Raw genomic sequence first — 21,396 nt, 5'->3', positions numbered from 1 at the left:
CCGCAAACAGGGCGGAAGGAGCTCTCCGTGCCGAAGTTCGTTTACGACTTCACTGAGGGAAACAAGGACCTCAAGGACCTGCTGGGCGGCAAAGGCGCCAACCTGGCCGAGATGACCAACCTCGGGCTGCCCGTCCCCCCCGGGTTCACGATCACCGCGGAGGCGTGCCGACACTACCTCGCCCACGGGACCCTGCCCGGCGGGCTCGCCGACGAGGTGAACGCCCACCTCGCCGCGCTGGAGTCGGCGATGGGCAAGAAGCTCGGCCAGAGCGACGACCCGCTTCTGGTCAGCGTGCGGTCCGGGGCCAAGTTCAGCATGCCGGGGATGATGGAGACCGTCCTCAACGTGGGGCTGAACGACGAGTCCGTGCACGGCCTCGCCGCGCAGGCGGGGGACGAGCGCTTCGCGTGGGACTCCTACCGCCGCCTGATCCAGATGTTCGGCAAGACCGTCCTCGACGTCGACGGCGACCTGTTCGAGGACGCGATCGAGGACGTCAAGCGCGCCCGGGGCACCGACAGCGACGGCGACCTGACCGCCGACGACTTCAAGGAGCTCGTCGGACGGTTCAAGGCGATCGTCAAGGAGCAGGCGGGGCGGTCGTTCCCCACCGACCCGCGCGAGCAGATGGACCTCGCCGTCGAGGCGGTGTTCAACTCCTGGAACGCCCCCCGCGCGATCCTGTACCGGCGGCAGGAGCGCATCCCGGTCGACCTCGGCACAGCCGTGAACATCTGCTCGATGGTCTTCGGCAACATGGGCCTCGACTCCGGGACGGGCGTCGCCTTCACCCGCGACCCGGCGTCCGGCCAGCAGGGCGTCTACGGCGACTACCTGCAGAACGCGCAGGGCGAGGACGTGGTCGCGGGCATCCGCAACACCGTCCCGCTGAAGGAGCTCGAGCGGATCGACAAGGCGTCCTACGACCGGCTCCTCGAGATCATGGAGACGCTGGAGAACCACTACCGCGACATGTGCGACATCGAGTTCACGATCGAGCGCGGCAAGCTGTGGATGCTCCAGACCCGGGTCGGCAAGCGGACGGCGGCGGCGGCCTTCCGCATCGCCTGCCAGCTCTTCGACCAGGGCCTCATCGACATGGACGAGACCGCCCGCCGCGTCACCGGCGACCAGCTCGCCCAGCTCATGTTCCCCCGCTTCGCGAGCAAGGTCGACGGGGTGACGAAGCTCACCAAGGGGATGAACGCCTCGCCGGGCGCGGCCGTCGGCAAGGCCGTTTTCACCTCGCCCCGCGCCGTCGAGCTGGCCGGGCGCGGGGAGGACGTGATCCTCGTCCGCCGCGAGACCAACCCCGACGACCTCGCCGGGATGGTGGCCGCGAAGGGCGTGCTGACGTCCCGGGGCGGGAAGACCTCGCACGCCGCCGTCGTCGCCCGGGGGATGGGCAAGACCTGCGTGTGCGGCGCCGAGGAGCTCGACGTCGACGTCAAGGACGGGCACTTCACCGCGCCCGGCGGGGTCACCGTCCGGGAGGGCGACGTGATCTCCATCGACGGGTCGTCCGGCGACGTCTACCTGGGCGAGGTCCCCGTCGAGGACTCGCCCGTCGTCCGGTACTTCGAGGGCGAGCGGACCGAGGGGGACGGCGACGACCTCGTCAACGCCGTCCACCGCGTGATGGAGCACGCCGACGCGCGGGCGAGGCTGGACGTCCGCGCGAACTGCGACACCCCCGAGGACGCCGCCCGCGCCCGCCGGTTCGGCGCGGCCGGGATCGGGCTGTGCCGCACCGAGCACATGTTCCTCGGCGACCGGCGGCAGCTCGTCGAGCAGCTCATCCTCGCCGCGGACGACGAGGGCCGCAAGGCCGCGCTGGACGCCCTCGAACCCCTCCAGAAGCAGGACTTCGAGGGCATCTTCGAGGCGATGGACGGCCTCCCGGTCACCATCCGGCTGATCGACCCGCCGCTGCACGAGTTCCTCCCCGACATCACCGACCTGTCGGTCAAGGTCGCGCTCGCCGGGGACGACGCGGACGCCAAGGACCGGAGGCTACTCGAAGCGGTCACCCGCCTGCACGAGCAGAACCCCATGCTCGGCCTGCGCGGCGTCCGTCTCGGGCTGGTCATCCCGGGCCTGTTCGGCATGCAGGTCCGGGCCATCGCCGAGGCCGCGGCGGCGCGCCGCCGGGCGGGCGGCGACCCGCGCCCGGAGATCATGATCCCGCTGGTCGGCGCGGTGCAGGAGCTGGAGGCCGTCCGGGACGAGGCCCGCGGCATCCTCGCCGAGGTCGCGGAGGCGTCCGGCGTGGACGTCCCCGCGCTGATCGGCACGATGATCGAGCTGCCGAGGGCCGCGCTGACCGCCGGGCAGATCGCCGAGGCCGCCGAGTTCTTCTCCTTCGGCACCAACGACCTCACCCAGACGACCTGGGGCTTCTCCCGCGACGACGTCGAGGCCGCGTTCTTCTCGCAGTACCTGGAACTCGGGATCTTCGGGGTGTCGCCGTTCGAGACGCTCGACCGGGAGGGCGTCGGACGGCTGATCCGCATCGCCGTCGAGGAGGGCCGGCGCGCCCGTCCCGGCCTGCACCTCGGCATCTGCGGCGAGCACGGCGGCGACCCCGACTCGGTGCACTTCTGCCACGAGGCGGGGCTGGACTACGTGTCCTGCTCGCCGTTCCGCATCCCCGTCGCGCGGCTGGAGGCGGGGCGCGCGGCGATCGAGGCGGCGGAGGCCGCGGCCGGATCGGGGACGGGAGCCGGTGCGGGAGGCGGGGACAGCCGCTGACCATATCCGGAAAAGGCAGCTGACACGCCGAATCGCCGAACCCGACGCGCGTGCCGGACCATCTAATTAGTGTGTCCGATGCGATGACGTTGGAAGTGGAATTGCCGGAGAGCCTGCCCGAAGCCGAGCCCGCCGACGCCGACGGGCCAGACACAGCCGAGCACGACGACGAGCCGCGCCGCCGCCCGCGCCGCAGGGGGCGGCGGCGCAGGCGGTCGCCGTGGGTCACGATCCCGGTGAGCGTCTTCGTCGGGCTGCTCGCCATCGTCGTCCTCACCCCGCTCACCGTGGGGCTGCGGATCTGGTACCAGGCCCGGCAGGACGAGCGCCCGCGCTCCGACGCGATCGTCGTGCTCGGCGCCGCCCAGTACAACGGGGTGCCGTCCCCGACGCTGAAATGGCGGCTCCAGCACGCGCTCGACCTGTACCGGCAGGGCGTCGCGCCCGCGATCGTCACGGTGGGCGGCAAGGCGCCCGGCGACAACTTCACCGAGGCGGGCTCGGGCCGCGAATGGCTGATCGCCAAGGGCGGGGTGCCCGCCGCCAAGGTCGTCGCGGTGCCCGTCGGGCGCGACACACTGGAGAGCATGAAGGCCGTCGGCAAGGAGTTCGACCGGCGGCACTGGTCGTCCGCGGTGATCGTCACGGACCCGTGGCACGGGCTGCGGTCCAAGAAGATGGCCGAGGACAGCGGGATCAAGGCGGCCGCGTCCCCGACCCGGAGCGGGCCGAGCGTGCAGACCCGCGACACCCAGTTCCACTACATCGTCCGCGAGACCGGCGGCTACCTGTCGTACGTGCTGCTCGGCAAGAGCGTGAAGACGCCGAGCGAGACGATCAAGCGCATCCACATCGACCCGTCCACGACCGCGACGCCGTCCGGCCCCTGACCGCCGTGCCGCCGGTTCCGGGACGCGCCCGCTTACCCTGGAAAGGGCCATGACGAGCACCTCCACCCACCCGAGCCCCGGCGGCTACGCGCGCCGCGACCGGGAGCGATGGGCCCGCGAGCCCGCCAAGCGGCGCGACCGGACGGCCTTCGAGCGCGACCGGGCCCGCGTCCTGCACAGCGCGGCGCTGCGCAGGCTCGCCGCGAAGACGCAGGTCGCCTCGCCGGGCGCGGACTCCGCCGCCGACACCGTGCAGAGCCTGCGCACCCGGCTCACCCACTCGCTCGAATGCGCCCAGGTGGGCCGCGAGCTGGGCAAGTCGCTCGGCTGCGACCCCGACCTCGTGGAGGCGGCGTGCCTGTCCCACGACATCGGGCACCCGCCGTTCGGGCACAACGGGGAGGCGGCGCTGGACGTCGTCGCCCGCCCCTGCGGCGGGTTCGAGGGCAACGCGCAGAGCCTCCGCGTCCTGACCCGGCTTGAGCCGAAGTCGTTCGCGCCGGACGGCCCGCCCCTGTACGGGCGCAGCGTCGGCCTGAACCTGACCCGCGCCGCGCTGGACGCCGCGATGAAGTACCCGTGGCCCCTGGCCGAGGCGGTCAACGGCAAGTTCGGCATCTACGACGACGACATGCCGGTGGCGGCCTGGGTCCGGGAGGGCGTCGAACCGGGCCGGACGTGCTTCGAGGCCCAGGTCATGGACTGGAGCGACGACGTCGCCTACTCCGTCCACGACCTGGAGGACGCGCTCGTCGCCGGGCACATCGACTTCGCCCGGCTCGCCGACCCGGCCGAGCGGCGGCTCGTCGCGACCACGGCGGCCAAGCTGTACTGCCCGGACGCCGACCTCGCCGAGCTGGAGGAGCGGTTCGCCGCGCTGCTCGCCGAGCCGTACTGGCCGGACCGCTACGAGGGGACGCCGCGCAGCCTCGCCGCGCTGAAGAACCTCACCAGCACGCTGATCGGACGGTTCTGCATGGCCGCCGAGACCGCCACCCGCGCCGCCTACGGCGACCGCCCGCTCACCAGGTACGCGGCGGAGCTGATCGTCCCGCGCGTGCAGCGGCTGGAGAACGCCCTGCTCAAGGGCATCACCGCGCACTACGTCTGGATCAGCCACGAGGAGGTCAGGGCCCGCCAGCGGACGCTGATCACCGAGCTGGCCGAGCTGACGCTCGCGGGCGCGCCGGGCACCCTCGAACCCGGCTTCCGCGCCGCGTTCGAGGACGCGCCCGACGACGCCGGGCGGCTCCGCGCCGTCGTCGACCAGATCGCCTCGCTGACCGACCTGTCGGCGATGGCGCGGCACCGCCTGCTCGGCGGCACCGCCTGACGATCGCGCCTGACGATCGCCGTCGCGCGGATCGGCCCGGACGCCGATTACCCCGGGACGCGCCCGACGATGACCCTTGTCTCGTTACGGAGGCCGCTGTAGGGATAGCTACAGGTCAACTACAGGAGGTCGTCATGCCCGAGGAGACGTTCGTGATCGCCGGAGCCAGCCTGGCCGGGGCCAAGGCGGCGGAGACGCTCCGCCAGGAGGGCTTCACCGGCCGGTTGTTGTTGATCGGGGAGGAGATCGAGCGGCCGTACGAGCGGCCGCCGCTGTCCAAGGGCTTCCTGCTGGACAAGGAGCCCCGTGAAAAGGCGCACGTCCACGAGGCCGACTGGTACGACAAGCACGACGTGGAGCTGCGGCTCGGCGTCACCGTCGACGCCGTCGACCGGGAGGCGCACGAGGTCCGGCTGTCGACCCAGGAGCCGATCCGCTATACCAAGCTGCTGCTGGCGACGGGCGCGTCCCCGAGACGGTTGGACGTTCCGGGGGCCAAGCTCCAGGGCATCCACTATCTGCGCACCATGGCCGATTCGGCGGAGTTGAAGCAGGCGTTCGCGCCCGGCGGGCGGCGCGTCGTCGTCGCCGGGGCGGGGTGGATCGGCCTGGAGACGGCCGCCGCCGCCCGCTCCTACGGCAACGAGGTGACGGTCATCGAGCCCGAGCCGGCCCCGCTGCACGCGGCGCTCGGCCCGGAGCTCGGCGGCGTCTTCGCCGACCTGCACCGCGAGCACGGCGTCGACCTGCGGCTCGACCAGGGCGTGGCGGGTTTCTGGGGCGCCGGGCAGGTGTCGGCGGTGGTCACCTCCGGCGGCGCCGAGGTCCCCGCCGACGTGGTGGTCGTCGGGATCGGCGTGCGGCCGAACACCCGGCTCGCCGAGGAGGCCGGGCTCGAGGTGTCGGACGGCGTCCTCGTCGACCAGTCGCTGCGCACGTCCGACCCGGACATCTACGCGGCCGGGGACGTGGCCAACGCGTTCAACCCGCTGCTCGGCCGCCGGATCAGGGTGGAGCACTGGGCGAACGCGCTGAACGGCGGCCCCGCCGCCGCCCGCGCCATGCTCGGCCAGGACGTGGTGTACGACCGCGTCCCGTACTTCTTCAGCGACCAGTACGACCTCGGCATGGAGATGTCGGGCGTCGCGTCGCCGGGGGAGTACGACCAGGTCGTGTACCGGGGGGACGTCCCCGGCCGGGAGTTCATCGCGTTCTGGCTGTCCGGCGGCCGGGTCGTGGGCGGGATGAACGTCAACGTGTGGGACGTCACGGGCGACATCCAGGGGCTCATCCGCTCGGGCGCCCGGGTGGACGCGGACCGGCTCGCCGACCCCGCCGTCCCGCTCTCCGAACTCGGCTGAATCTCGGCTCACCGGGATGATCTCACCCCGGTAAGCCGCGTACAGTCTGGTGGGTGGTTACGGAGATCGCGACGTTCCGCCGCGCCCGGTTCGCCGTCACGCTGGCGTTCGCGGCGCACGGGACGTTCGGCACCGCCTGGGTCGCCCGCATCCCGCAGATCAAGGAGCACCTCGGGCTGAGCGCGGGCTCGATGGGCGTCGCGCTGCTCGGCGCGCCGGTCGGCGTCGTGATCGCCGTCCGGTTCGCCGGGCGGATCGTCGCCCGCTGGGGCAGCCGCGCGACCACGATCGGCGGCGGGCTCGCCGGGGCGGCGTCGCTGGTCCCGCTCGGCCTGGCCTGGAACCTTCCAGCGCTGATCTTCGCGCTGCTGCTGATGGGCGCGTCCCTCGGCCTGATGGACGTGGCGATGAACGCCCAGGGCGTGGCCGTCGAGCGCGGCTACGGGCGCCCGCTGATGTCCGGCCTGCACGGCTCGTTCAGCATCGGGACGCTCGTGGCCGCGCTGGTCGGCTCCGGGATGGCGCAGGCGGGGGTGCCCGTCGCGCTGCACATGGCCGGGGCGACCGCCGTGCTGGCGGTGCTGATCGTGGTCGGCTGCCGCGAGCTGCTGGACCCGTCCCACGACACCCTGGACGCCGCGCCCGTCCCGGACGACCGCCCGGACGGCCGCCCGTCCGGGGCCGCCGCCGCGGTGCGGGCGTCCAGATGGCCGCTGCTCATGCTCGGCGTCATCGGCCTGTGCTCGTTCGTCGGCGAGGGCGCGATGGCCGACTGGAGCGCCGTCTACCTGCGCGAGGACCTCGGCACCGGGCCGGGGCTCGCCGGACTCGGCTTCGCCGGCTGCGCGGTCGCGATGACCCTCGGACGGCTCGCCGGGGACCGGGTCGTCGCGCGGTTCGGACCCGTCCCGGTGCTGCGCGCCGGGTCGCTGTTCGCCGCGCTCGGCCTCGGGCTCGGGCTCGCCGCCGGGCACCCGGCGGCGGCCGTCTGCGGGTTCACGGTGTTCGGCCTCGGCGTCGCGGTCGTCGCGCCGGTGACGTTCAGCGCGGCGGGGAACGTCCCCGGCGTCCCCGCGGCGACCGGGATCTCCCGCGTGACCGGGGTCGGCTACCTGGGGCTGCTCGGCGGGCCGCCGGTCATCGGGTTCGTCGCGCAGGGCGTCGGGCTCGCGTGGGCGCTGGCGGTGCCGGTCGGGCTGGTCGGGCTGATCGTCCTGCTGGCCCCCGCGGCCGGGACGGCGGCCTCGGCGAGCGCCCCCGCGTCGGCCGCCGCGGACGCCGCCGCCCCGGAACGGTAAAGCGTCTTACCCTTTTTGGCCGGGTTGTGACATTGGTAAATGTCCTACTCAGGTAAGGTCTGGGCGAGTGAGCACCATACAGCGGTCGAGACCGGCCGAAACGGCCGCGACCGCCCCGGCGTACCGCACCTTCCTCAGCGAACTGCTCAGTTTCGGCTTCGTGGGGGTCGTCGGCACCCTGATCATGATCTTCGGCGCCAACCTGATGCGCGCCTGGCTCGGCGGCAGCCCGGTCACCAGCGTCGCCGTGCCGACCGTGCTGTCCACGTTCGCGTCCTACCTGCTCAACCGCTACTGGGTGTTCCGCCACCGGGACAGCGACGGCTCCGGCCGGGAGGTCGCGATCTTCTTCGCGCTGAACGGCGTCGGGCTGCTCATCCAGGTGCTCTGCACCGGCTTCACGTACTACACCCTCGGCCTGCACGGCGGGGTCGCCTACAACGGCGGGCTGCTCGCGGGCGTCGCGTTCGGCGCGGCGTTCCGCTACTGGTCGTACAAGAAGTGGGTATTCACCCCCGCCGCCGCGTAGCCCCCGGGTTCAGCGCCCGGCCGGGACCAGCTTCTCCGTCTGCGCCAGCGCCTCGCCGAGGACGCCCGCGAGGTCCTGCCCGGTGCCCTGGGTGAAGATCGCATGGTCGACGCCCGAGTCGGCGAGCCGCCCGATGGTGTCGACCACCTCGTCCAGGGAGACCGGGCCGGTGATGAGGGACAGCGAGGTCTTCTCGATCTCGGCGTAGTCGCGTCCCTCGCGCTCGCAGTGCTCGCGCAGGACGTCCAGCTTGCGCGGCAGCTCGTCGGAGTCGAAGAGGTTGCACGCGTCGGCGTACTTGGCGACGAACCGCAGCGTCTTCTTCTCTCCGCCGCCGCCGATCAGGATCGGCGGGCGCCGCACCGGCGGCGGCGAGTTCAGCGGGCGCTCCAGCGAGTAGTGGACGCCCTCGAACGCGGACTCGTCGCCGTCCCACATCTGGCGGGCGAGCCGCAGCGTCTCCTCGAGCCGCTCGAACCGCTCCGCGGTCGGCGGGAACCGGACGCCGAGCCCCCGCGACTCCTCCTCGTTCCACGCCGCGCCGATGCCGAGCCAGGCGCGCCCGCCGGACAGGACGTCCAGCGTGGTCACCGTCTTGACCAGGATGCCGGGATGGCGGTAGGTGACGCCGGTGACCATCGTCCCGAGCGAGATCCGCTCGGTGATCGCGGCTGCGTAGGCGAGCGCCGAGTAGCCCTCCAGCATCGGCTCCTCGGACGCGCCCACCCCCTGGATCTGGAAGAAGTGGTCCATCACCCAGAGCGAGTGCAGCCCCGCCTGGTCGGCCTCGCGGGCCATCCGCCCGAAGACCGGGGCGATCTGCTCGGGCCCGCCGGGAAAGGTGAAACTGGGAATCTGAAGTCCAACGCGCATTTGCGCATGCCTTTCGTCTCATGGCTCTTCGTCTCGCAGCCGTGCCGAACCTCACTCTGCGTCCTGGAGCGCGCTCCAGGTCAAGTAGAGGACCTGCCCGCGTTTGACCTGGAGTGCACTCCAGGTGGGAGGCTGGTGAACGTGGGTTCCTACTCTCCGGCCGAGACCGCCGAGAAGAGCGGTTTCAGCATCGACACGCTGCGTTACTACGAGAAGATCGGCCTGCTCTCGGGCATCGCGCGGAACGCGTCCGGCCGCCGGGTGTTCAGCGACGACGACCTGTCCTGGCTCGAGATGCTCCGCTGCCTGCGCGGGACGGGCATGCCGATCGCCGAGATGCTCAGGTACTCCGAGCTGGCCCGGGTCCCCGGCACGGTGGCGGAGCGGCTCGAACTGCTGCAGGCGCACGACCGCCGCGTCGAGGAGCAGATCGCCCTGCTGCGCGAGCAGCAGTCGCGGATCAAGTGGAAGATCGGCATCTACGGCAGCGCGCTCACCGGCGCCTGCGCGGCGCAGCGCGACGAGGGCGACCTCGCCGCCACCGGGGCAGTGAACGGGACCGCGGCCGCTACCGCAGGACGGGGTTGACGCGCCGCCCGTTCGCGCCGAAGAACAGCACGCGGTCGAGGTCGACGGTCAGTGCGACGTGGTCGCCGCGGTTCGGCCGGTTGCCGGGGGCGATGCGGAACACGAGGTCGGACCGGCGGTGGTGCCCGGCGTGCTCCTCCTCGACCGCCTCCCCGACCTGGTTCGGGCGGCCGAGCAGCTCGCGCACCCGGTCGCGCAGCCCGGGGCGCTCCGGCGCCGCGGGCGCGGGCCGGTGCGGGCGCCCGATCTCGGCGGCGTCCACCGTCGGGATGCCCGCCTCGGCGTAGGCGAGCCACTCGTGCCCGTGGAACTCCAGCGCGCGAACCTGCCCGGATAGGACCGTTCCCGGGGCGGCGGGCGTCCCCGGCGCGATGGGCATGAGCGTGTCCGGACGGATCCCCACGATGACCGACTGGCCGTGGTGGCTGATCAGCGAGGAGGCGCGCGCGTCCTCCCAGGGGACGGTCAGCCGCTGCGGCCCGAAGTCGAGCAGCAGCCCCTCGCCCTCCACCGCCCACAGTGTGGCCTGCAGCAGGTTGATCGGCGGGGAGCTGAGGAACGCGGCGACGAACACGGTCGCCGGGTCGGCGTAGATCTGCTCGGGCGTGCCGACGTCCTCCAGGACGCCGTCGCGCAGCACCGCCATCCGGTCGGCCATGGTCATGGCCTCGACCTGGTCGTGCGTGACGTAGACGGTGGTGGTGCCGCTGGAGCGCACCAGCCCGGCGATCTCGACCCGCAGCTCGGTGCGCAGGCCCGCGTCGAGGCTGGACAGCGGCTCGTCCATGAGGAACACCGACGGCTCGCGGATCAGCGCCCGGCCGATCGCGGCGCGCTGCCGCTGGCCGCCGGACAGCGTGCGCGGCAGCCGGTCGATCATCGTGTTGATGCCGAGCGCGCGGGCCAGTTCGAGGACCTTCGCGTGCGCCTCGGCGCGGTCGTCCCCGGAGACCTCCAGGGGGAACATCATGTTCCCCTTGACCGTGCGGTGCGGGTAGAGCGCGCCCTCCTGGAACACCATTGCCACGTTCCGATCCCGGGGCGACAGGTCGTTCGCGACGGACCCGTTCAGCCAGATGTCGCCGCCGGTGATCTCCTCCAGCCCGGCGATCATCCGCAGAATGGTGGATTTGCCGCACCCGGACGGCCCGAGCAGGACGAACAACTCGCCGTCGTTGATCCGCAGGCGTACGTTCCGGACGGCTTCGAACCCTCCGGGATACACCTTGTCGACGCCGTCGAGCACTACATCCGTCATCGGTTTCCGCCTGCGTGTGAGCAAGATCTCGGCTCGTCATCACATCGCGCGACGGGCCGTTTGTCCATAGTCGACCCGGCACGGACCGCCGTCAATCCGGCCGAGTCCGGCCACAAAAACCGGAATTCCGGTCATGTCAGGATGATCCAGACCGCTGGCCCTAAGTGCCGCCCGCCGGAACCCGGCGGAACGTGGACCAAGCGCGGCGGGGCGGGCGGGGGCGCGGGTTCCGGTGCGCGGCGGCGGATGTCGTGGGCCCGCCGTAGACTCCTACGTCGTGGCAGGCAGGATTCGCAACGAGGACATCGCGCTCGTCCGCGAGCGCGCGTCCATCGACGCCGTGATCGGCGAGTACCTGCAGCTCCGCAGCGCGGGCGGCGGCAATCTCAAGGGCCTCTGCCCGTTCCACGAGGAGAAGTCCCCCTCGTTCAACGTGACCCCCGCGCGCGGGCTGTACTTCTGCTTCGGCTGCGAGGCGGGCGGCGACGTCATCAAGTTCGTCCAGGAGATCGAGCACCTGACGTTCGCCGAGGCGGTGGAGCGGCTCGCGGCGCAGGCGGGCGTCCAGCTCCGCTACGAGGACGGCGGCCCCGGCCGCGGCCCCCGGCAGGACGGCGGGCAGCGCGCCCGGCTGGTCGAGGCGCACAAGGCCGCCGCCGAGTACTACGCCGAGCGGCTGCGCTCGCCGGACGGCGCGATCGGCCGCGAGTTCCTGTCCGCGCGCGGGTTCGAGGCCGCCGACGCCGAGCACTTCGGCGTGGGCTTCGCGCCCCGCGAGTGGGAGGGCCTCGTCCGGCACCTGCGCGGGCGCGGCTTCGCCGACCGCGACATCGTCTCGGGCGGCCTGGCCAAGGAGGGCAGGCGCGGCCCGATGGACCGGTTCCGCGGGCGGCTGATGTGGCCGATCCGCGACCTGTCCGGCGACGTCATCGGGTTCGGCGCGCGCCGCCTCTACGAGGACGACGACGGCCCCAAGTACCTGAACACCCCCGAGTCGCCGCTCTTCCACAAGGGCTCGGTGCTGTACGGCGCCGACCTCGCGAAGAAGGAGATCGCGCGCCGCCGCCAGGCCGTCGTGGTCGAGGGCTACACCGACGTGATGGCCTGCCACCTCGCGGGCGTCCCGACCGCCGTCGCCACCTGCGGGACGGCCTTCGGCGACGACCACATCAAGGTGCTGCGCCGCCTCCTCATGGACCAGGACGAGTTCCGCGGCGAGGTGATCTTCACCTTCGACGGCGACTCGGCCGGCCGCAAGGCGGCGCTGCGCGCGTTCGACGACGAGCAGAAGTTCGTCTCGCAGACGTTCGTCGCCGTCCAGCCGGACGGGCTCGACCCGTGCGACCTGCGCGTCCGGCACGGCGACGCGGCCGTGCGCGACCTCGTGGCGTCCCGGCTGCCGCTGTTCGAGTTCGCCGTGCGCAGCGCGATCGAGCAGCACGACCTCGACACGGTCGAGGGGCGGCTCGGCGCGCTCGACGCCGCGGCCCCGGTCGTCGCCGCGATCAAGGACCGCTCGCGCCGCCACATGTACGCGGTGAACCTCGACCGCTGGCTCGGGATCATGGACGAGCAGTTCGTGCTGCGGCGCGTCCGGGAACTCGCGAACCGGCGGCAGGGCCGTCCCGGGCAGGGAGGCGAAAGGCCGGGAAACGGGCGGGCTGGAAACGGCCGTCCCGGCGGCGGCCGCGACCTCGGCGACGCCCGCGGGCAGAACGGGAACGGCGCGCCGGAGGCGCCGCCGCGGCCCGCCTTCGACCCGCGCGACCCGGAGGTCCAGCGGGAGCGTGAGCTGCTGAAACTCGCCGTCCAGCGGCCCGCGCTGCTCGGTCCGGCGTTCGACGACGTGCCGGCCGACGCGTTCATCGCGCCGCCGCACGCGGCGGTGCGCACGGTGATCGCGTCGGCGGGCGGCGTGACGGCGGCGGGCGGCGTCCAGGAGTGGGTCTCCCACCTCCTGGAGCGGGCGCCGAACGACCAGGTGAGAGACCTGATCACCAAACTCGGCGTGGAACCGGCCCGGGCCGCCCAGGATTCGGACGACCGCTATGCCGTAGAACTGCTGGCCCGAATACAGGAACGCCAGCTCACTCGCATGATCGCCGACGCGAAATCTAAACTCGGGCGGCTGAATCCGGTCGAGGCCCCCGAGGAGTACAACCGCCTCTTCGGCGATCTTGTCGCGCTTGAGCAGCAGAGACGGGTGTTGCGGGAGCGAGGGCTTGGGTCACAGTAAGTCAAGAGACCGCAAAATGGGTCCTGTGATCTAGACCCCATTTGACGCAGACTGTCCTCGTGGGCCCTTCGGTGCTGCCAAGCGAGGCGCCATCGGTTGATCAGGTGGCGGACCTCGTCGCACGCGGCAGAGAACGCGGCGGCGTGACCGTCGAGGACGTCGCTGCCGCGCTCGATCGCTCGGACTTGCCGGACGACTCGCTTGAGCGGGTCGTCCGGATGCTCGCAGAGCAGGGGGTGGACGTCCTCGAGTCTCAGCAGGAGACCGAGGACGTCGCGCGAGCGGACGAGGGAGACCTCGGCAAGCGGGCGCCGACGAGCGACCTGGTTCGGATCTACCTGAGAGAGATCGGTCGCGTACCGCTTCTAACGGCAGAAGATGAAGTAGAACTCGCCAAATCGATCGAGGCGGGATTGTTCGCCGAGGAGAAGATGGCGCAGACCGCCGTCCTCGCCCGCGGCGAACTGCTCGACCTCGAACAGCTCTCCCGCGAGGGCACGCGGGCGAAGCAACGCCTGATCGAGGCCAATCTCCGGCTTGTGGTCTCGATCGCGAAACGCTATGTGGGCCGGGGAATGCTGTTCCTCGACCTCATTCAGGAGGGAAATCTCGGACTGATCCGCGCGGTCGAGAAATTCGACTACACGAAGGGGTTCAAGTTCTCCACCTACGCCACCTGGTGGATCCGGCAGGCGATCACCCGGGCGATCGCCGACCAGGCGCGCACGATCCGGATCCCGGTGCACATGGTCGAGACGATCAACAAGCTCGTCCGCGTGCAGCGGCAGATGCACCAGGACCTCGGCAGGGAGCCGAGCCCCGACGAGATCGGCCTGGAGATGGGCCTGTCGCCCGTCCGGGTCGTGGAGATCCAGCGGATCGCGCAGGAGCCGGTATCGCTCCAGTCGCCGATCGGCGAGGAGGACTCCGACCTCGGCGACTTCATCGAGGACGCCGACGCCGTCGTCCCGATCGAGGCGGCGGCGTTCATCCTCCTCCAGGACCAGCTGGAGGACATCCTCGGCACGCTGTCGGAGCGGGAGCAGCGCATCATCCAGTTGCGCTTCGGCCTGACCGACGGGCATCCGCGCACCCTGGAGGAGGTGGGCCGGGAGTTCGGCGTGACGAGGGAGCGGATCCGCCAGATCGAGTCGAAGACGCTCGCGAAGCTGCGCCACCCGTCCCGCGCGCAGATGCTCCGCGAGTACCTGGACTGACCGGGCACCCGGTCGGCCGACCGGACCGAACGAGAGCGGCGCGGACGACGTCCGGCACGACCGTCCTCCCGGACGCACCCCCGGGAGGACGGTCGTGTCTCAAAGGCCGGGCGGCTCGCCGGGCGGATGTCCGGTCCGCGCCGATGCGTCGCGTTCCGTCCGGGCCGTCATCTACCGTGGTGACCATGCTGATCGTGACGACTGACGGCGTGGCGGGGTACGAGATCAAGAGCGTGCTCGGTGAGGTCCTCGGCTCGGCCGTGCAGGCCGAGCAGGGTGCCGCGCCGCAGCCGGGGCACGGCGGGAGCAGCGCGACGTTCCGGGTGACGGGGGAGCGGCCGGTGGCGGGCCTCGCCGCCGCCCGCCGCGAGGCGGTCGACCGGCTCGGCGAGGAGGCGCGCCGCCGGGGCGCGAACACGGTGGTCGGCATGCGCTTCGACACCGCCGCCGTCGGCGGCGGCATCGAGGTCTGCGCCTACGGGACGGCGGTCTGGGCGGAGCTCGCGCCCGCGCAGCACCAGCAGGCGGCCCAGCAGCAGCCGCATCCGCTGCCGCCGTACGGCGAGCCGCAGCCCGGCGGGCCGCCGATGGTCGCCCGCAACCTCACGATGGGCCTCCAGGACAGGCCGCGCTGACCCTCGGCCGACCTCTGACCGGTCCCGCTGACCGACCCTTTCGGCGCCGCCGACCGCGCACTCACGCGGGGGCCACTTGACGCGTTCAGGTGAGGCTTAGCTAATTTAGGTGAGCCTAACCAATTTGTACGCTTCTGGAGCCCCCCATGCGTCCTGTCTCCGCGCTCGCCGTCGCCGGCGTCGCCGCCGTCTCGATGTCCCTGCTCACGGCGTGCGGAGGGGACGACGACGCGGGAGCCGCGGGCGCGATCCCCGTCACCGCGACCGACGACTCCTGCGAGGTCGGCAAGACCGAGCTGACCGCGGGCAAGACCACGTTCAAGGTCACCAACAAGGGCTCGAAGGTCAACGAGTTCGAGGTGCTGAAGCCGGACGGCAAGATCCTCGCCGAGCGGGAGAACATCGGCCCCGGCACCAGCGTCGACTTCGTCGTCAACCTGCCCGCCGGGACGTTCAAGCTGCTGTGCAGCGCGGGCCAGACCGGCAAGGGGCCGTCCAAGGACGTGACCGTCACCGGCACCGCGGGCGAGGGCGGCGACCAGCGCCTCGCCAAGGCCGCCGCCGACTACAAGGCGTTCGTGGTCGTCCGGCTGGACGACACGATCACGAAGACGAAGGCGTTCGTCGACGCGGTCAAGGCGAACGACGTCGCGAAGGCGAAGGAGCTGTACGCGCCGTCGCGGGTCGGCTGGGAGACGATCGAGCCCGTCGCGGAGAAGTTCGGCGACATCGACCCGAAGGTCGACGCCCGCGAGGCCGACCTGAAGCCGGAGGAGAAGAAGGACTGGTCCGGCTGGCACCTGCTGGAGAAGGCGCTCTGGAAGGACGGCTCGGTCAAGGGCAAGGGCAAGTACGGCGACCAGCTCCTCGCCGACCTGGAGACGCTGAAGTCGCGGCTGCCCGGCCTCACCCTCGACCCGGTGAACGACATGGCGGGCGGCGCGAAGGAACTCCTGGACGAGGTCGCGACCGGCAAGGTCACCGGCGAGGAGGAGGCGTTCAGCCACACCGACCTCGTCGACTTCAAGGCCAACGTGGACGGCGCGAAGAAGATCTACGACCTGCTCAAGCCCGTCGTCCAGGAGCGGGACGCGCAGCTCGCGACGGACCTCGACGGAGGCTTCGCCAAGGTCGAGGCGCTGCTGAAGAAGCACGAGAAGGGCGACGGCTACGTCTCCTACGACACGGTGGGCAAGGACGACCGCAAGGAGCTCGCCGACGCGGTGAACGCGCTGGGCGAGCCGCTCTCCAAGCTCGCCGCGGCCGTCGCGAGGTAGCACGTCGCGGAGCGGCGCGCGACCGCGCGGCCGCACGGACCGAAGGACGGTGGCGACATGACAACGGTGGCGACATGACAGAGGCGCGTCCGGGGCTCTCCCGGCGGCGGATGCTCGGGTTCTCCGGCGCGAGCCTGGTGGTCGGCGCCGCCGCCGGCGCCGGGCTCGACCGGGTCGCGTTCGCGGACGAGGACAAGGGCGGCGCGGGCCGGGCCGTCCCCTTCCTCGGCCCGCACCAGGCGGGCATCGCGACGCCCGTCCAGGACCGGCTGCACTTCGCGGCGTTCGACGTCACGACCGGCGACCGCGAGCGGCTCGTCCGGATGCTCAAGGAGTGGACGCAGGCCGCCGCCGCCATGACCGCGGGCCGCCCGGTCGGGGACGGCGCGGTCGGCGGCGTCGCGGTGGCGCCGCCGGACGACACCGGGGAGGCGCTCGGCCTGCCGCCGTCCCGGCTCACGCTGACGATCGGGTTCGGCCCGTCGCTGTTCGAGAAGGACGGCGAGGACCGGTTCGGGATCAAGGCGCGGCGGCCGCCCGCGCTGGTCGACCTGCCGCACTTCCCCGGCGACGCGCTCGAACCCGCCCGCAGCGGCGGCGACATCGCCGTGCAGGCGTGCGCGGACGACCCGCAGGTCGCCGTGCACGCCATCCGGAACCTCGCGCGGATCGGGTTCGGCGTGGTCGCGGTCCGCTGGTCGCAGCTCGGGTTCGGGAAGACGTCGTCCACGACGCCGGGCGCGCAGACCCCGCGCAACCTGTTCGGGTTCAAGGACGGCACCGAGAACATCGCCGAGACCGACGACGAGCTGCTCGGCAGGCACGTCTGGGCGGGCAAGGGCGACGGCTCCGACTGGATGGCGGGCGGCTCGTACATGGTCGCGCGCCGCATCCGGATGCACATCGAGACCTGGGACCGGACGTCCCTGCGCGAGCAGGAGGACATCTTCGGCCGCGACAAGGGCGAGGGCGCCCCCGTCGGCGCGCGCAAGGAGCGGGACGCGCCCGTCCTCGCGAAGATGAAGCCGGACGCGCACGTCAGGCTCGCGCACCCCGACTCCAACGGCGGGGCGCGGATCCTGCGGCGCGGCTACTCGTTCACCGACGGGTCGGACGGCCTCGGACGTCTGGAGGCGGGCCTGTTCTTCATCGCCTTCCAGCGCGACCCGCGCACGGGGTTCATCCGCGTGCAGAGCTCGCTGGCGACCGACGCGCTGAACGAGTACATCCAGCACGTCGGGTCCGGGGTGTTCGCCTGCCCGCCGGGCGTGCAGAAGGGCGGCTTCTGGGGTGACACCCTCTTCGCCTAGGGGATCCCGAGACGGATCAGCCCTGGGCGGCGCGCTCCGACCGGATGCGGGTGACCACGTCGCCCGCCGCCGTCTTGATCGACTCCAGCTCCTGGAGGTAGGCCCAGTAGTCGGGGTGGGAGCCGGAGAGCCGCTTCGGCGCGTTCTCCAGCCGCTCGACCAGCGAGTCGAGGACGCGGGCGTGCTGCGGCGCGGCCCCGCCCGGCTGGGCCATCGCGAGGCGCTGCGCGTCCCGGACGGCGAACCGGACGCCCTCCACCGGCCCCTGCGGGTCGGCGGCGACCGCCTTCAGCTCCTCGACCCGTCCGGTGACCTGCCCGGCCCGCCGGTCGGCCGCGTTCAGCTCGGTGCGGGCCGCGGTGAGCGCCTGCTGCGCCTGCTTCCACTCCGCGCGGGACGTGTGCGCGGACGCCTCGTTCAGCCGCTCCCGCGCCCGCGTCACGCCCGCCTCGATCGACTCGGGCGCGCCCCGGAGGTCCTGCCAGCAGGACTGCGAGTAGCCGCGCAGCAGCACCTTCATCGCCTCCCTGACCGGCCCGGCGCGGTTCGCGACGACGTCCACCCGGGTGCGGACCGACGCGAGAGAGTTGCGGACCTTCTGCGCCATCTGCGGCAGCTCGGCGGCGGCCTCGTGCGCCCGCTCGGCGATCCCGCGGACCTCCTCGGCCTTGCGCATCGCGCCGTCCAGGCCGAGCCCGCCGAGCCCCTGCGAGCCGAGCTGCGCCAGGATCTGCTTCGCCTGCGCCAGCTCCGCCTCGGGGTCGGAGGCGTCCATCCCGGCGTTCTTCGCGGCGGCGACCGCGGCGTCGGCGGCGGCGACCGCGTCGCGGGCGGCGGTCAGCCGGGGCGGGAGCTGGTCGAGGGCGGCCTCCAGCCGCGCCATCTGCGGGGCGAGCCGCTCGGCGAACCCGTTGAGGTTCCCCGTGACCTGCTGGAGCCGCTCGGCGGCCGCGACGAACGCGCGCCGCGCGGCGTCGTACTCGGCGGGTGTCCGGTCCTGGTCAGCGAGGTCGTGGGCGTCCAGGACGGAGATGTAGCCCACCGACGCGGCGTCCGCCGCCTCCGACAGCCCGGCGAACTCCCGCCGGACGGGCCCGGCGGCCGCGGCGTCCAGATCCTCGAAGACGGTGACCCGGCCGGCGATGTACTTCTGCGCCTGGTCCATGTCGTAGAAGGCGGCCGCCGCCGCCTCCCTTGCCTCGACCGCCGCGGTGGCCGCCTGGGCCCCCCGGCCCCGGCGGCGCTGGTCGCCCGCTCCCCGCAACGCTGCCTCCCTTCGTCCCTGCCCAGTCTGGCCCAGCCGGGGCTGGTTTCGCGCCCCGGGCCGGGTGCCGTGAGCAGCCTTTCGTGTAATGCTTCCAGGACGATTGGAACGGATAGCATCGCTGCAACGTCGATAAGGCTGGATGCCTGGTCGGCGTCCGAAACATCCGCATGCGATTTGGAGGCCCATCGTGGGTGTCAGTCTCAGCAAGGGCGGCAACGTCTCGCTCACCAAGCAGGCCCCCGGCCTGTCCGCGGTGACCGTCGGTCTTGGCTGGGACCTGCGCACCACCACGGGGAGCGACTTCGACCTCGACGCCTCCGCCCTGGTGCTGGACGGCTCAGGCAAGATCATCAGCGACCAGCACTTCGTGTTCTTCAACAACCTCCGGACGCCGGACGGCGGGGTCGAGCACAGCGGCGACAACACGACGGGCGCGGGCGAGGGCGACGACGAGCAGCTCAAGGTCAACTTCGGCGCGCTGCCGGCCACCGCGGAGCGGGTGGCCTTCGCCGTGTCGATCTACGAGGCCGACGGCCGCGGCCAGAACTTCGGGCAGGTCCGCAACGCGTACATCCGCGTCCTGAACCAGGGCGACGGGTCGGAGATGGCGCGCTACGACCTGTCGGAGGACGCCTCGATGGAGACCGCGATGGTGTTCGGCGAGCTGTACCGCTCGGGAGCGGAGTGGAAGTTCCGGGCGGTCGGCCAGGGTTACGCCTCGGGGCTGGCCGGAATCGCGCTGGACTTCGGCGTCAACCTCTGACCAGGTCATCCAGCACCACCACGAAGGGAGTGGCCCGTACATGGGTGTCTCACTCGCCAAGGGCGGCAACGTCTCGCTGACGAAGGCCGCCCCCAACCTCACGGCGGTCACCGTCGGCCTCGGCTGGGACGTCCGCGCCACCACCGGCGCCGACTTCGACCTCGACGCGTCCGCGTTGATGCTCGCCCCCACCGGCAAGGTCATCTCGGACCAGCACTTCGTGTTCTTCAACAACCTGAGGAGCCCGGACGGCTCGGTCGAGCACACCGGCGACAACCTGACCGGCGAGGGCGAGGGCGACGACGAGTCGATCAACGTCGACCTCACCGCCGTCCCGCTCGACTGCGACCGCATCGTGTTCCCGGTGTCGATCTACGACGCCGACAACCGGCAGCAGAACTTCGGCCAGGTGCGCAACGCGTTCATCCGGATCGTCAACCGGACGGACGGCAACGAGCTCGCGCGCTTCGACCTCACCGAGGACGCCTCCACCGAGACGGCCATGGTCTTCGGAGAGCTGTACCGGCACAGCGGCGAATGGAAGTTCAGAGCCGTCGGCCAGGGGTACGCCTCCGGCCTGGCGGGCATCGCGATGGACTTCGGCGTCAACGTCGGCTGACCCGCCGCCCCCGCATCCGGCCGCCCCGCTCGGCCGTCCTTCCTAGCAGAAATACGCGCATGATTCTTCGCACCTTCGGTTGGTCCCTCGGCGTCACGGTCGTCGGCCTGCTCATCGCTCTGCTGTACGACGGACCCACCGGGCTCGCCCTGGTCGCCGTGCTGGCCGTCCTGGAGATCTCGCTCTCGTTCGACAACGCCGTGGTGAACGCCAAGGTGCTGGACCGGATGAGCGCGTTCTGGCAGAAGATCTTCCTGACGGTCGGCATCGCGATCGCGGTGTTCGGGATGCGGCTGGTCTTCCCGCTGCTGATCGTGGGGATCACGGCGAAGCTGAACCCCGTCCAGGCGTTCGACCTCGCGTTGAACGACTCGGCGCGGTACCACGAGCTGATGAACGACGCCTACCCGATGATCGCGGCGTTCGGCGGCATGTTCCTCATGATGCTCTTCCTGGACTTCGTGTTCGAGGAGCGCGCCGAGAAGTGGCTGCCGTGGGTGGAGCGCCCGCTGGCCCGCATCGGCAAGCTGGACCAGCTATCCGTGGTCGTCGCGGGCGGGTCGCTCGCGTTCGTGTCGTGGCTCGCCGCCGAGGACCCGGGCCAGGTGATGATCGCCGGCGTGCTCGGCATGATCACCTACATCCTGGTGAACGGGCTCGGCGAGCTGTTCTCGGAGGCGGGCGACGACGACGAGGACGAGGACGGCGCGCGGGAGGGCGCGGGCGGGCGGTCCGGGCCGAGCTCGCTGGCGCTCGCCACCGGCAAGGCGGGGTTCTTCCTCTTCCTGTACCTGGAGGTGCTGGACGCCTCGTTCAGCTTCGACGGCGTCATCGGCGCGTTCGCGATCAGCACCGACCCGATCGTCATCGCGCTCGGCCTCGGCATCGGCGCCATGTACATCCGGTCGCTGACGGTCTTCCTGGTCCGCAAGGGCACCCTGCACGAGTACGTGTACCTGGAGCACGGCGCGCACTGGGCGATCGGCGCGCTCGCGGTCTGCATGCTGGTCAGCATCGGCCACCACGTGCCCGAGTGGATCACCGGCGGGCTCGGCGCGGGCCTGATCATCGCGGCGTTCGCCAGCTCCGTCGTCCGCAACCGCGGCGAGGGCGGCGGCGCGCCCGCGGAGACGCCGCCCGGCGAGGACGGCAAGAAGCTCCACTCCAGCAACGTCTGACCCGCCGACC

The 21,396-nt window shown here is 71.9% G+C and carries 18 protein-coding genes; 15 read left to right on the top strand and 3 right to left on the bottom strand.

From position 1 onward, the window contains the following. Window positions 1–27: 27 nt before the first annotated feature. The 6 genes from ppdK (at window position 28) to FXF65_RS26095 (ending at window position 8,165) form a co-directional block, all read left to right on the top strand. Entirely contained in the window at window positions 28–2,754 is a 2,727-nt protein-coding gene (gene ppdK, locus FXF65_RS26120; protein ID WP_148352677.1) for a pyruvate, phosphate dikinase, read from the top strand. 83 nt (window positions 2,755–2,837) lie between these two features. Then, entirely contained in the window at window positions 2,838–3,644 is an 807-nt protein-coding gene (locus FXF65_RS26115; protein WP_148352676.1) for a YdcF family protein, read from the top strand. A 49-nt stretch (window positions 3,645–3,693) separates the two neighbouring features. Beyond that, complete coding sequence (locus tag FXF65_RS26110; RefSeq protein ID WP_148352675.1) at window positions 3,694–4,977, top strand: deoxyguanosinetriphosphate triphosphohydrolase; 1,284 nt, start codon at window positions 3,694–3,696, stop codon at window positions 4,975–4,977. Window positions 4,978–5,111: 134 nt separating this feature from the next. Continuing rightward, the gene (locus FXF65_RS26105; protein ID WP_148352674.1) at window positions 5,112–6,338 is read left to right on the top strand and encodes an NAD(P)/FAD-dependent oxidoreductase; all 1,227 of its coding nucleotides are present in this window, start codon (window positions 5,112–5,114) and stop codon (window positions 6,336–6,338) included. A gap of 53 nt (window positions 6,339–6,391) precedes the next feature. After that, a complete protein-coding gene (locus FXF65_RS26100) occupies window positions 6,392–7,636 on the top strand; it encodes an MFS transporter (RefSeq protein ID WP_148352673.1) in 1,245 nt (414 codons plus the stop codon). A gap of 67 nt (window positions 7,637–7,703) precedes the next feature. Then, window positions 7,704–8,165 carry a GtrA family protein gene (locus tag FXF65_RS26095; RefSeq protein ID WP_148352672.1) on the top strand — a complete coding sequence of 154 codons (462 nt, stop codon included), beginning with the start codon at window positions 7,704–7,706 and terminating at the stop codon, window positions 8,163–8,165. Window positions 8,166–8,174: 9 nt separating this feature from the next. Here the strand turns inward: FXF65_RS26095 and FXF65_RS26090 are convergent, their stop codons facing one another. After that, window positions 8,175–9,038, bottom strand: a complete 864-nt coding sequence (locus FXF65_RS26090; RefSeq protein WP_148352671.1) for an LLM class F420-dependent oxidoreductase — start codon at window positions 9,036–9,038, stop codon at window positions 8,175–8,177. Between the two features lie 135 nt (window positions 9,039–9,173). On the opposite strand from FXF65_RS26090, the gene FXF65_RS26085 reads away from it, so the two are divergent. Continuing rightward, on the top strand, window positions 9,174–9,626 hold the full coding sequence (locus FXF65_RS26085; RefSeq protein ID WP_246199106.1) for a MerR family transcriptional regulator: 453 nt from the start codon (window positions 9,174–9,176) through the stop codon (window positions 9,624–9,626). Here the strand turns inward: FXF65_RS26085 and FXF65_RS26080 are convergent. Continuing rightward, window positions 9,607–10,884 (bottom strand): ABC transporter ATP-binding protein, encoded by a 1,278-nt coding sequence (locus FXF65_RS26080; RefSeq protein WP_148352670.1) that lies wholly within the window; start codon window positions 10,882–10,884, stop codon window positions 9,607–9,609. The two genes, FXF65_RS26085 and FXF65_RS26080, sit on opposite strands and share 20 nt — an antisense overlap. Before the next feature lie 277 nt (window positions 10,885–11,161). On the opposite strand from FXF65_RS26080, the gene dnaG reads away from it, so the two are divergent. The 5 genes from dnaG to efeB all read left to right on the top strand — a co-directional run bounded on the left by dnaG (window position 11,162) and on the right by efeB (window position 17,559). Beyond that, the gene (dnaG, locus tag FXF65_RS26075) at window positions 11,162–13,120 is read left to right on the top strand and encodes a DNA primase (RefSeq protein ID WP_148352669.1); all 1,959 of its coding nucleotides are present in this window, start codon (window positions 11,162–11,164) and stop codon (window positions 13,118–13,120) included. Between the two features lie 71 nt (window positions 13,121–13,191). Next, entirely contained in the window at window positions 13,192–14,337 is a 1,146-nt protein-coding gene (gene rpoD / locus FXF65_RS26070; RefSeq protein WP_148352988.1) for an RNA polymerase sigma factor RpoD, read from the top strand. A gap of 185 nt (window positions 14,338–14,522) precedes the next feature. After that, window positions 14,523–14,972, top strand: coding sequence for a YbjQ family protein (locus tag FXF65_RS26065; protein ID WP_148352668.1), 450 nt, complete (start codon window positions 14,523–14,525; stop codon window positions 14,970–14,972). A 146-nt stretch (window positions 14,973–15,118) separates the two neighbouring features. Continuing rightward, complete coding sequence (gene efeO, locus FXF65_RS26060) at window positions 15,119–16,249, top strand: iron uptake system protein EfeO (RefSeq protein WP_148352667.1); 1,131 nt, start codon at window positions 15,119–15,121, stop codon at window positions 16,247–16,249. 74 nt (window positions 16,250–16,323) lie between these two features. Then, window positions 16,324–17,559: an iron uptake transporter deferrochelatase/peroxidase subunit gene (gene efeB / locus FXF65_RS26055; RefSeq protein WP_148352666.1), complete on the top strand. Its 1,236-nt coding sequence runs from the start codon at window positions 16,324–16,326 to the stop codon at window positions 17,557–17,559. A gap of 16 nt (window positions 17,560–17,575) precedes the next feature. On the opposite strand, the gene FXF65_RS26050 is transcribed toward efeB, so the two are convergent. After that, window positions 17,576–18,823 (bottom strand): molecular chaperone DnaJ, encoded by a 1,248-nt coding sequence (locus FXF65_RS26050; protein ID WP_148352665.1) that lies wholly within the window; start codon window positions 18,821–18,823, stop codon window positions 17,576–17,578. A gap of 190 nt (window positions 18,824–19,013) precedes the next feature. Here FXF65_RS26050 and FXF65_RS26045 point away from each other — a divergent pair, with 190 nt between their 5' ends. From FXF65_RS26045 to FXF65_RS26035, 3 genes are read left to right on the top strand one after another with little or no spacing between them, the layout of a single operon-like run. Next, entirely contained in the window at window positions 19,014–19,589 is a 576-nt protein-coding gene (locus tag FXF65_RS26045) for a TerD family protein (RefSeq protein ID WP_148352664.1), read from the top strand. 40 nt (window positions 19,590–19,629) lie between these two features. Further along, window positions 19,630–20,208 carry a TerD family protein gene (locus FXF65_RS26040; RefSeq protein ID WP_148352663.1) on the top strand — a complete coding sequence of 193 codons (579 nt, stop codon included), beginning with the start codon at window positions 19,630–19,632 and terminating at the stop codon, window positions 20,206–20,208. Window positions 20,209–20,267: 59 nt separating this feature from the next. Continuing rightward, on the top strand, window positions 20,268–21,386 hold the full coding sequence (locus tag FXF65_RS26035) for a DUF475 domain-containing protein (RefSeq protein WP_148352662.1): 1,119 nt from the start codon (window positions 20,268–20,270) through the stop codon (window positions 21,384–21,386). Window positions 21,387–21,396: the final 10 nt, after the last annotated feature.

The organism is Actinomadura syzygii (assembly GCF_008085905.1).
GTDB lineage: Bacteria > Actinomycetota > Actinomycetes > Streptosporangiales > Streptosporangiaceae > Spirillospora > Spirillospora syzygii.
Note: the sequence above shows the minus strand (reverse complement) of the source record. Positions and strands in the feature narration are given on the sequence as shown.